At 38.8% G+C, this 12,518-nt stretch carries 8 protein-coding genes; 5 read left to right on the top strand and 3 right to left on the bottom strand.

The features are described 5' to 3' along the window. The first annotated feature begins 39 nt into the window (after positions 1 to 39). Positions 40 to 3,168 (top strand): PAS domain-containing hybrid sensor histidine kinase/response regulator, encoded by a 3,129-nt coding sequence (locus ACTB0Y_RS07435; RefSeq protein WP_463206182.1) that lies wholly within the window; start codon positions 40 to 42, stop codon positions 3,166 to 3,168. On the opposite strand, the gene priA is transcribed toward ACTB0Y_RS07435, so the two are convergent. After that, positions 3,165 to 5,606 (bottom strand): replication restart helicase PriA, encoded by a 2,442-nt coding sequence (gene priA, locus ACTB0Y_RS07440; RefSeq protein ID WP_463206183.1) that lies wholly within the window; start codon positions 5,604 to 5,606, stop codon positions 3,165 to 3,167. The two genes, ACTB0Y_RS07435 and priA, sit on opposite strands and share 4 nt — an antisense overlap. Before the next feature lie 49 nt (positions 5,607 to 5,655). Between priA and ACTB0Y_RS07445 the strand changes: the two genes are divergently transcribed. Then, complete coding sequence (locus ACTB0Y_RS07445) at positions 5,656 to 6,591, top strand: DMT family transporter (protein WP_463206184.1); 936 nt, start codon at positions 5,656 to 5,658, stop codon at positions 6,589 to 6,591. Positions 6,592 to 6,609: 18 nt separating this feature from the next. Here ACTB0Y_RS07445 and ACTB0Y_RS07450 read toward each other — a convergent pair whose 3' ends face one another. Both ACTB0Y_RS07450 and ACTB0Y_RS07455 read right to left on the bottom strand, forming a co-directional pair. Then, positions 6,610 to 8,700, bottom strand: a complete 2,091-nt coding sequence (locus ACTB0Y_RS07450; protein WP_463206185.1) for an ATP-binding protein — start codon at positions 8,698 to 8,700, stop codon at positions 6,610 to 6,612. Positions 8,701 to 8,778: 78 nt separating this feature from the next. Beyond that, the gene (locus tag ACTB0Y_RS07455; RefSeq protein WP_463206186.1) at positions 8,779 to 10,152 is read right to left on the bottom strand and encodes a hypothetical protein; all 1,374 of its coding nucleotides are present in this window, start codon (positions 10,150 to 10,152) and stop codon (positions 8,779 to 8,781) included. A 149-nt stretch (positions 10,153 to 10,301) separates the two neighbouring features. Between ACTB0Y_RS07455 and ACTB0Y_RS07460 the strand changes: the two genes are divergently transcribed. The 3 genes from ACTB0Y_RS07460 to ACTB0Y_RS07470 all read left to right on the top strand — a co-directional run bounded on the left by ACTB0Y_RS07460 (position 10,302) and on the right by ACTB0Y_RS07470 (position 12,428). Beyond that, entirely contained in the window at positions 10,302 to 10,898 is a 597-nt protein-coding gene (locus ACTB0Y_RS07460) for a flavin reductase family protein (RefSeq protein ID WP_463206187.1), read from the top strand. A 142-nt stretch (positions 10,899 to 11,040) separates the two neighbouring features. Next, the gene (locus ACTB0Y_RS07465; protein WP_463206188.1) at positions 11,041 to 11,931 is read left to right on the top strand and encodes a hypothetical protein; all 891 of its coding nucleotides are present in this window, start codon (positions 11,041 to 11,043) and stop codon (positions 11,929 to 11,931) included. A gap of 53 nt (positions 11,932 to 11,984) precedes the next feature. After that, on the top strand, positions 11,985 to 12,428 hold the full coding sequence (locus ACTB0Y_RS07470; protein WP_463206189.1) for a hypothetical protein: 444 nt from the start codon (positions 11,985 to 11,987) through the stop codon (positions 12,426 to 12,428). The last annotated feature ends 90 nt before the right edge of the window (positions 12,429 to 12,518 follow it).

The following is a 12,518-nucleotide window of genomic DNA, read 5'->3' on the forward strand; positions in this document are numbered from 1 at the left end:
TGATTATATTAATATTTTTAAAAATACAATGCCTGACCTATGGGGGAACATAAACCAACTGACTATATTTACAAAACCTTATTCAACCAACTCGACAAGGGCATTGTAATCCAAAATAGCAGCAAACAAATTACAGAGCTCAATGCTAAAGCTGAAGAAATATTAGGTGTACAAAAGAAAGAATTACCAATTGTATTTCCTGATAAGAAAAGGTATATCTTAACAGATACAAACGGAAAAGAAATCAATGATGCCGAATTGCCTTACACAACGGCTTTAAACAGCGAAAAGGCAACAAGCACAAATACTTTAATATTACGAGACCAACAAAACAATAAAGCCACTACCATTAGCCTTCAGGCAATACCGATACCAGCAAAAGAGCACCACGATCCAGAAGTTGTTGCCTTAATTATCGATTATGCTAATTCGGATGCAGACACCACACAGCGAAAGAAACTTGAACAATGGGAGCAATTACAAAAGTTGGCCAAAATTGGAATATGGGAGCTCGATCCGGTTACAATGGATTTTTGGGGTAGTGAGCAAGCCGTAAAAATATATGGAATTAAATCCGCAAAAAGTGCTAAAGAAGGGCTAAAATTCCCAATTGAAAGAGTACAGCAAAATATTCCGGAACGCGATAAAGTAAATGCAGCTTTAATGCAATTAATTGAGAAAAGCCATGACGAAAACTTTGAGCAGGAAGCAATAGAATATGAAATGTTTCGGGAAATTGACAATGAAAGAATCTATGTACAATCGGTGGCAACACCGGTGAAAGATAAAAACGGCAACCTGATAAAAATACGCGGAACGGTACAGGATATTACCAAAAAACAAGAGATGGAAGAAACCCTTCGGGAAAACGAAATAAAATTCCGCACCATATTTGAAGCCGCTCCAATTGGAATATTGCACTACAACACAAATGGAGTAATTACAGCCTGCAACAACAATTTTGTAGATATCATAGGCTCATCACACGAAGTGCTTTGTGGTCTCGATATGAATAAACTCCCAAACAAAAAACTCGTAAGTGCTGTAAACCATTCATTAGACAAAGGCTCAGCGAAATATGAAGATTGGTACACATCTGTGACCGGCAAAAAAACAACATTTGTACGCATACTATTCAAGGCAATTACCAACCAGCAAGATCAGGTTGTAGCAGGTATGGGGCTGGTAGAAGACATTACCGACCGCTGGAAAGCTGAGCAGCAACTCAAAGAAAAAACCCAACGACTTAAAACAGCCCAAAAAATTGGCAGAATAGGCAGCTGGGAATTTAACCTGAATACAAATGAAGTTGATGCATCCGAACAAGCTTATCAGATTTACGGTTTGAACCCGGATAAGAAAATGACCATAAAAACCGTACAAACAATACCACTGGCTGAGTACAGGCCCAAACTAAACAAAGCTTTAAGCGACCTAATAGCCGGCACAAGCCATTACGAAGTTGAGTTCAAGGTTAAACGACCTGCAGATGGCAAAATAGCACACATTTACTCTATTGCTGAATACAACAAAGAAAAAAATGTAGTAATTGGTACCATTCAGGATATCACCGAACTAAAAAAAATACAAGAGACACTTAATAAACGCGAAAAAGAATATCATTTGCTTATAAAAAACCAACGCGACCTGGTGGTTAAAGTAAATAATGAAGGATTATTTGAATTTGTAAGTGATTCTTACTGTAAGCTATTTGATAAAAGCAGAGAAGAACTACTGGGTCATAGTTTTGTGCCGCTCATACATGAAGACGATAAAGCATCGACAATGGAAGCTATGAAGGCTCTTTACAGGCCCCCATACGAGTGCAGAATTGAGCAAAGAGCAATGACAAAGCACGGATGGCGGTGGTTGGAATGGAAAGACTCCGCCATAAAAGACAACAATGGCAATGTAATTTCCATTGTTGGCACAGGCAGGGATATCACGGAACGTAAACTTGCAGAAAGCCAGTTGGCACAAAAAAACAAAGAACTGTCAGAAACATTGCATCAAATTCAGGAAATCAATGCCGAACTTGAAATTGCCAAAGAAAAAGCCGAACAAAGCGACCGCCTTAAAACCGTGTTCCTCGGCAACCTCAGCCACGAGATACGAACCCCGATGAATGGCATTTTGGGCTTTGCCAACCTACTCAAATCAGAAAAGCTGACAGCCACAAAGCAAAAAAAATACCTCAATGTTATTCAAAAAAGCGGCCGCCGTATGCTTGCCCTCATAGACGATCTTATTGATATTTCACGTATTGAAGCAGGGCAAATGGAAATAAAAGAGCGCAACACCAACCTCAATGAATTAATGGATGACATATATGACTTTTTTAAACCGGAGGCCTTATACAAAAAACTACATTTTAAACACAAAAACAGCTTGAAAACAGCAGAAGCTACGATAAAAACAGACGGAGAAAAACTTGAGCAGATTATAACAAATTTATTAAAAAACGCACTGAAGTTCACCAAACAAGGACAAATCGATTTTGGGTATCAGCTCATCAATGAGCAACTTAAATTTTGGATAAAAGACACAGGGCCAGGCATACCGGCAGCACACCAAAAAGCAATATTTGACCGCTTCAGGCAGGTAGAAGACACACCTTTCAGAGAAGAAGAAGGAAGTGGCCTGGGCCTGGCCATATCAAAAGCCTTTATAGAAGCAATGGGAGGAAAAATATGGGTAGATTCCGTAGTAGAAGAAGGCTCCACCTTTTACTTTACGCTTCCCTATAAACCAACCCAAAAGCCAACCCATCCCACAACAACGGAAGAAAGTCTTGATATAAACCAAAAATTAAGATTATTAATAGTTGAGGACGACAACACAAGCCGGTTGTACTTGCAGGAGTTACTTAATAACGAAAACATAGATATTATCTACGCAAAAAATGGAGCTGAAGCTATAGAAAGATTCAACAACGATGCACTTGACATGATTCTGATGGACATTAAAATGCCTGTGCTAAACGGACTTGATGCCACAAAACGCATCAGGGAAAGCGATCCGCACATACCCATAATAGCCCAAACTGCCTATGCCTCAGGTAGCTCAAGACAAGGAGCCATAAAAGCCGGATGCACTGATTTTATTACCAAACCAATAGATAGCAACAAACTCAAAAGAATGATACGCGACTACATTAAAAAACGTTAATAAGGGTCCATATCAGGATTTATAATCACACTCTTCAAGCCTTCTGTCTGCCGGGTTTCTGCAATGGCTTTATTAACTCCCGACTTAATTTCCAGGGTTTGCGCCGACCGCTCCATTTTTAGCGTAAGCTCCATTATGTAATAGGTCTGAATACGACCAATAACAGGCGCCTGTGGGCCCAAAACTTTCAATCCATTAATTTTTTTACATTTTGAGGCCAGTAATTCAGCTGCTCTGTTACACACATCATATTTTTTATGTTTTATTGTAACGGCCAATATCCGTGTAAAAGGCGGATAGGCAAACTGGTGCCGCTGTTGTAATTCATGCTCTGCAAAAAAGCCGTAATTACCCTTTTGCAAATACTTGATTACTGCATGTTCAGGCTGTGATGTTTGAATAATAACCCTCCCATTAGCGGCGTGGCGTCCTGCCCGGCCAGACACCTGCATCAAAAGTTGCATGCTTCGCTCAAAGGATCGGAAGTCCGGAAAACTAAACAAATTATCGGCATTTAGTACCCCAACTAAATTAACATTTCTAAAGTCGAGGCCTTTTGTAACCATTTGTGTGCCAACAAGAATATCGATTTCGCCCTGGTCGAATTGTCCGATAATACGCTCATGACTGTTTTTACGTCGGGTAGCATCCTGATCGAACCTTGCTATGCGAGCTTCTGGTAATATGGTACGTAACTCTTCTTCGATTTTTTCAGTACCAAAACCCATTGTTTTCATGTTTACATTGCCACACTCCACGCACTTACCCGAGTTGCGAGCTGAATAACCACAATAATGGCATACCAGCCGGTTATCTCTTTTATGATAAGTCAGACGCACATCGCAGTGGGGACAAATTGGTATATGTCCACAATCGAAACACTGCAGATAAGGACTAAACCCCCGGCGATTTTGAAATAAAATAACCTGCTTACCCGCTTCCAGCTCTTCAGTGAGGGCATTGAGCAATATCGGGGTTAAATGCGCCCGAACCTGGTGCCTTCGCCACCATTTGGCATAATCAACCACAACAATATCAGGATGGGTAAAATTACCAAACCGCTCAACAAGTTTAACCAGCGAATATTTTCCTGCTTTATGGTTCGCCAGACTTTCGAGCGATGGTGTGGCTGTACCCATAACCACATTAGCTTTGTACAAGTTCGACAATACAATTGCAGCATCACGGGCATTATACCTTGGAGCAGGGTCTTGCTGTTTATAAGACCGGTCGTGCTCCTCATCAACAATAATACAAGCCAGATTTTTATAAGGTAAAAATATGGCAGACCTGGGTCCGATAATTATCTGAAAACCCTCTCCTTTGCGCACATTGTGCCACATTTCCACACGCTGCGCAGCATGTATCCGTGAGTGGTATACGGCAACCTTCTCACCAAAAACTTTCCGGAAACGATGCACCAACTGTCCGGTTAGTGCAATCTCAGGCAGCAATACCAAAGCTTGCTTGCCCTGCTGTATTAATCGGGATATTAAATGAAAATACACCTCTGTTTTACCACTTGAGGTTACTCCATATAATAATGTTGGTTTGTTTTTGTTCCATTCCGCCAAAATTTCCTCAACCACCTCGGCTTGCTTAGCAGATAATTGTGGAAGTGGTTCGGGTGCGGCAATTTTTTCTGCCATGCGGTCAACAACTTGTTCTTCCTCCTTTAGCCATCCTATATCAATCAGCGACTTTATAACTGCATCGGAGACGTTGGCTTGCTTTTTTACCTCTTTCCGGTTGCTGGCACTTTGCACCTCCCAAAAAAAATCCAGTACTCTTTTTCTTGCAGGAGAACGCTTCAACGCTTTTGTATCAATATTACTTTTACCTGCCAGTGTGTAATTTAATTGTAATATTCGTCTAATTTTAGGTCTATATTGTTCACTTACAGCTTCCCGAATTCCAATATATTTTTCTGCAGCAAGTTCTTTGATAAGCCGCATTAATTTATGAGGCGAGAAGTGTTGTTGTAGTTCTTTTATACGTATTTCTTCATGAGCTATAATAAGTTGCAATAAAATTCGGGCATCATGCTGCTTCAAAAGTTCGGGGAGCGTTTTTTCTATAGCATAAATACGTGTTTCACTATGAATTTTGAACATCGCAGGCAGCGCAGCTTCGCACACCTCACCAACGTTGCACATGTAGTATTCCGCCATCCATTCCCAGAATTTTAATGCAATTTCTGGCACAATGGGTTCTTCCTCCAGCACATCTGACAATGGCTTGGTCTCGTAATCAGGCGCATTGTTGTGCACAGACCTTACAATACCTGCATACATTTTTTGTTTGCCAAAATTTACCAGCACCCGACTCCCAACACTAACAGCACCAACACCATCCGGAATTTGGTATGTAAATGTACCTGCGGCGGCAAGCGGTAATATTATTTCGGCAAACTTTTTTGTACATTTTTTGTCTGTCATGCAGCGCAAGTTAATAGTTTTATGTTTTTTTACCGCAGAATTTATAAAAATGAGCAAACGTCTATTGGCACATGCCGCCCTTTTAGGAGCCAACCTCATTTACGGAGTTAATTATTCAGTAGCAAAATGGATTATGCCGGATTATGTAAGCCCTTTTGCATTGGTTGTAATGCGGGCCTTTGGAGGCGTATTACTATTTTGGACATTTGCTTCTTTGGGTGTAAAAGAAAAAGTAAAACGAAAAGACCTTTACCGATTAGCGCTGTGCGGCATGTTTGGGGTTGCATTTAACCAAATGATGTTCCTTGCCGGATTAAACTTCACCACACCAATAGATGCCAGCATAATAATGACAGCCAATCCGATTGTGGTATTAGTTGCAGCCCTTGTATTGCTTGGTGAGCGCATCACCTGGCGCAAAACACTTGGCATTATTTTGGGAGGAATGGGAGCCATTTTATTAATAACCTCCGCCGGAAAAATATCGCTGGATTCTGAACATTTTATCGGCAATTTGCTCATGCTTGGAAACACAAGCTCTTACGCAATGTACCTGGTACTTGTAAAACCTTTAATGAAAAAATATCACCCCCTCACGGTAATTAAATGGGTTTTCCTTTTTGGATCGTTTATTATCATTCCGGTTGGATTTCATCAATTTACTCTTACAGATTTTTCCACATTCACACCAGAAGTCTGGCTTTCTATTGGCTACGTAGTAATTTTCACCACATTCCTGGCCTATTTACTTAATATCGTTGCAATGAAATGGGTAAGCCCCACGCTTGCCAGCACCTACATATACTCCCAGCCGGTTATTGCCAGCATAGTAGCCATTATTATGGTGCAGGACCAACTCACGTGGCTTAAAGTAATATCAACAGCTCTGGTTTTTGCTGGTGTTTATTTTGTAAACTTAGCCGGGCAACGGCAATCGATTAAGAAACAAAAGATTAACCAACAGGTAAGCAAACCACCTATATAAAATTAAATTATTTTTAAACTATTCACCCGGCAAAAGCCATAACTCTACCCGTGTACCCTTATCTTTGGGAATTATATTGAGTTCACCTTCCATTGCCGCCACATAAATATTCGATATATTCAGGCCTAACCCAACACCTCGTTCGCCCAAAGTCCCTTTCTGCAACCTAACAGCAGGGTCGAAAATCTCTTTCAGCTTCTCAGGCACTATGCCCGAGCCATAATCTTCTACCGTAATGAGCATTTTTTCTTCTTTCAGTGCAACCTTCACATCAATTTTACCAGCCTCATTACTGAATTTTATGGCATTCGACAACAAATTTTGGAGTACCGATTGTGTCATATTTAAATCTGCCCAAACCTTTAATTTCGGATCTATATCGTATCGAACATCGAGTTTTTTAAATTCTATATCATTATTAAAAAAGCTTATTGCCTCATCAATAACGCTGGCAATTGAAAATGACTCGAAATATGGCTGAACCTCTTTAATGTTAATATTGGCCCATATCATTAAATTATTTAACAAAAACAGTGACTGATTAACTTCCCGAGACAACTCTTTAGCCATCTCCAAGCCTCTCGTGGTATCCAAACCTTCTTCATTTACCATGCGCATTAGCATATAGACTGAACTTAGCGGACTCCGAAGATCGTGTGCAATAATACTAAACATTGTGTCTTTTATATGATTGAGATCTTCCAGTTGTTTTTTCTGCTCCAGCACGGCATCATTTAACTCATTAAGCTGATTATTCTTGTTGTCTATTTGCTCTTTCTGCAGAGCCAACAACCTGTTTTGCCTGTGCTTATTACGCAGAGTCACATATAAGAATACGAGCACAATAACCAATATCAAGATAACTCCACCACCAATAAAGAAAGACAACCGCTGCCGGGTTTGCTTGAGCCTCAAAGCTTTGTTCTCTTTTTCTTTTTGGGCTAACTGGTATTTAGCTTCAAGGTTTTCAATTACGGTTTCATTTTCAACTAACTTAAGGCTATCTACAATCTCTGCATTTAATTCATAATACTTTAAAGCCTTACCAGGTACATTATTTTTCTTATACAAAGCATACAGTGCTTCATATACCCTACCTGTATTGGGAGGATTATTATGTGTTTTGGCCATTTCGAGCGCTTTCAAATAATAATGCTCGGCTTCTTTAAAAATACTGAGTTTATCATAGTAATGCCCCATACCATAAAAACCAAAATATTTTGCCTTATCAAACCCATTCGAAATTCCCATATCGAGCACTTTTCTGATGTACTTAAGCCCTTTCTCATACTCCCCGATGTCAATATATTGCAATCCCAGGTTATAATAGGCCGGAGCTGCTGCCACGTCTCCCCTCCCAATTCGGTACATTCCTGCACTATGCTCGAGTTTTTCAAGGCTTTTAATCGTATCACCCTGATCTTTTGCAACTAAAGATTGGTTGTTGTATATTTTACCTAATGCATTATAAAGCTTCTCCCGTTTTGCAATTTTTTCAGCTTCTGCGTAATATTTTAAGGCTTTATCTAATTTATTATTGGTTCTCATTATCTCTCCAATAGTGATATAAACAGAAGCTTTATTAGCAAGGGTTCCGGAAGCATCAATAAGTTCAAGGGCTTTAATGGCCCGTTGCATCGACTCATCGCGTTCTCCAATCAAACCAAAATAATTTACTGCTAATAAATGGTATTTTAAAATTGTAGAGGAATCTGCCGGGTATTTGCTGATTTTCTTTTCAAGCTCCAAAAAAAGAGGTTCAGCATTTTTACGGTCGGCAATTTCTATGTACGTCTTAAAACCGGCCAGGCGAATTTTTATTTCTTCTTTTTTGTTAAGCCATCTAATCTTCTTTCCCCGCTCATAAAATTCAAGTGCCTTATTATAATTACCTTTAAAATGGTACACCCCTGCACCGATAATACAGTAGTCCACGTATTCTTCGTCAGACAAAGCAGTGGTGTCTGTTTGAGTTAACAACCGTAAAGCATTTTTATAATCGTCCTGATGATAGTAGACAGATAAAGAATCAAGGTGTGGAGACCCCGCCACACTATAGGTAAAAAGTATTACAAAGGAAAATGTAAAAACAAGCGAGGTCCTAAGCATTAGCATAAAATTTAGTTGCAACACAAAGTATAAATTGCGAAAAGCTAATAACAAGCTATCATATATTGTTGACAATTACTAATTATTTGTACTAAAAACACTCCCCTGTAGAACAAGCCCACTGCCTGTTAATCCTCCATAGCCTTCTATAATCCAACCATATTCAGGCGTCTGTTTCTGTTTACTGTTCATTATTTCAGGAAAGCGAACAAATATTCTTGCCACATTATTTCGATGTTTAGAAAAACCCTGCAAATACTGCCCATTGACTAATTCATTCAGAAGCATAAGCAGCGCTTTTTTACTAGGGGAGAAGTACAGATGATCCTTTAATTGAGTCACATAAAGCTTTTGAGAAGTTTGTGCATTGGAAAATAATATTTGAGACAATTCATTGGGCAGCATACGAGCTATAGTGTAGTTCATTGCATTATTACCATTTTGAATTTTAATGGTTTCATATTCCGAAAAAAAACGGTTACCTGTAGCAAAAGGTGCAGCATCGTAGCGTAATTTCACCATAGCAATATCTTCTTTCAGGCCAATAAAGTTGCAGTGCATCCAGGTAACGCTGCCCTCAACCCATGCCTCAACCAGATTACCAAATTTAAATTGATACCGATCCTCAGCATCCCACAATATCTGACTGAGTTTTTCATTAAGATTATCGCGAATACAGGAAGCATCCCTGAACTTATATTGTATTGCACTTTGAGCCGAAACAGGCACTTTCTTATTAAACCCATCATTATTAATTTCACCGCATAGATTTGGCAAGCTATCTACCAATAAGTTATAATAGACTGCATTATTAACTGGTTGAATTGTCAGACGAAAATGCCCGGCATTAAATTCTATGTTTTGAAACAATGTGCTGGCATGTTTTAAAAACTTCGTTGCTTTTTTCACATTACCTTCAAACTGATGCCGTGGATATTTAATCAATGCAGAATCAGCAAATAACTCAAAAGCAGCAGCCTGTTCCATTAATTCACCATCGGCACCCAACAGGAGTAGCTGGTGTCCCTCTGCTATAAAAAACTTATTAGCGCTTTTAACTTCTGTGAGATTACCCACAGATTTACCATTAAAAAGAGTGTCGCCCGATAATACATAATCATCATCTGTAAAAAACCAGTATAAGGGCTCTAAATTATTTTGACGGGTTAGGTGCCATGAAACTAACGTGCTACCGGACCTGACAACATGCCCGACCCGGGAAGAGTCCGCGATAAGAGTTAACACCTGCCGCTGTGCTTCGTCTCCCAGCCCACTCCAGCGGGCAATTTGCTTTACTGTTTTATTGTCAAATTGATGGTACAAAACAGCATTTTCGTCCAGGTATGTTCGCAACTTCATCCGCGGACGCTCAACCCTTCCAAGATAGAAATATGCTGATACTGCAACAACCACTATCACTATCAGTACAATGAGTATTCGAACAATTTTCATAATTGTATATTTTAAATCTGCTTCGTTATAATGATGAATTGAAGAATAAATTTACTCAAAGATAATTTAAAAATAAGGGATATCGGTTTAGCTTCATTATGTTTGTAATAAATTAACATCCCAATAATTATCAATTACATTAATTTAAGATGGAAAAAATAAATTGGAAACCCGGCACCTTAATTTATCCATTGCCAGCAACTATTGTAAGTTGTGGTCACGAAGAAAAAGATTACAATCTAATTACAATTGCATGGACAGGCACAGTTAACTCTAAACCGCCGATGTGCTATATCTCCGTTAGAAAAGAACGGCATTCATATGAAATAATCAAAAAAACAGGTGATTTTGTCATCAACCTTACCACTGAAAAACTAGCTCGTGCTACAGATTGGTGCGGAGTAAGGTCGGGCCGCGATTATGACAAATTTAAGGAAATGAGCCTCACACCCGGTCCGGCAGAAAAAGTAGGTTCACCGGTTATACTGGAATCGCCCCTAAATATTGAATGCCAAACAAAACAAATTATCCCCTTAGGCTCACACGACATGTTTTTGGCCGAAGTAGTAAACATAAAAGCTTCGAAAGATTTTTTCGATTCCAACAATGCATTCAGATTAGATAAAGCCGACCTGATAGCATACAGCCACGGAAAATACTATACACTGGGTAAGAAGCTGGGCAAATTTGGGTTCAGCGTTGAAAAACGCAAAAGGAAAAAGAAAAATCGAAAACCTAAAAATTAACCCGATTAATCAAATATTTTAATGGATTTATAAAACCTTACAACCGGAAAAAACGTAAATTTTCGTAACGTTTTCAATAAAAAGGGGTAAAGCATATTTGTTGTAACATATATTGTTTGTATCTTTTCAAAAAATTTAAGCCGTGCAAAAAATCATATTTTTCTCCATTATTATTATTCTCCTCGCATCAGCATGTAATACAAACCCGGAAAAGAACATAAATGCCAAAGATGCCGAGAAAGCTGGTAACCTAACTCAGGATAAAAAACTTGTTGAACAAATATTTTATAACGTACCCTCGCCACTGGAAATGGCACAAATGACAAGAGATGCAGGGATGAGATTCAATCCTGAACTAACAAATCCAGCAGAAAACAAACAATATTACATAGACCAGACTACACAAGCACTAAACTTAGGTGTTTATGGAGCCGATTTAAGTTACGCCCGCATTTTCGACCAGGTACAGGAGGCTATAAATTACCTTGCTGTAATCAGAGAACTGACAGAGTCACTCCAGATTCCTCAGGATAAAGAAACCTTTGCTCTGGATAAATTAGAAAAAAACATTGGTAACCGTGATAGCCTGCTACACATCATAACCGAAATATACAGTGATGTGGATGTTTACCTGAAAGAAAACAATCGCAGTATTGTTGCAGCCATGATAATTACTGGTGGTTGGATAGAAGGCAACTACCTTGCATTCCAATCATTGGACAAAGAAAAACCCAATAAAAAAGTTTTGCAACGCTTGGCCGAACAAAAACTATCTCTCGAAAGCCTTATTAAACTCATAAAACCACACATTAGGGCACAACATAAGTCAGCAAAAATACTGGCAGATCTCGAAGAGTTACATACACTTTATGAGGATGTTACAATAATTACCAGCAACTCAGGTGTTGAAACAGATAAAGAGAACGGAAAAACAACCATAAAAGGAGAAACCCGGGTTGAAATGGATCAGGAAACACTCCAAAATATACAAAGCTATACTACAGAACTTAGAAATAAGATTACAAACCCATAATTTTTTGGTCTTCATATTTGAAAATACTATTATTGTATAAAAATTCGGTAAAAATGAAAAACGCGATTATTATTATTCTTACAGCCTTGCTTTCCCTCAGCCTGATTGGTGAAGCTCAAGGACAATGTCGTAAATACACAAAAAAATCTTGCGTACCGAAACTCGACCCTTACATATTTAATGGACAGGTTAACAGTGCCCTACTGAACGAAGGAGACATTGCCGAACTTATGCTAACTTTTTACGCCGACCAGGAATATCGCGTTCTGGTATGTTCCGAAGACCAACTTGGAAATGTAAGCTTCAAACTGAAAGACACCAATGATAAAGTCCTTTTTGATAATAACAAACATAATATGGCCGAACTGTGGGACTTTACATCAAATACAACCCAACAAATAATTGTTGAAATAGAAATCCCCGAAACAGATAACACCAGTGATAAACTTAAAAACGGGTGCATAGCAATACTGGTTGGGTTTAAAGAAACCGAATAAAATCTTAACTTTTTTAAAAAATGCTGTTCCTACTTTTGAACAGCATTTTTTTTGCTTTATAAATATAAATGATATTTCTTTGTAGAGAGT

It is taken from the genome of Salinivirga sp. (assembly GCF_055145285.1).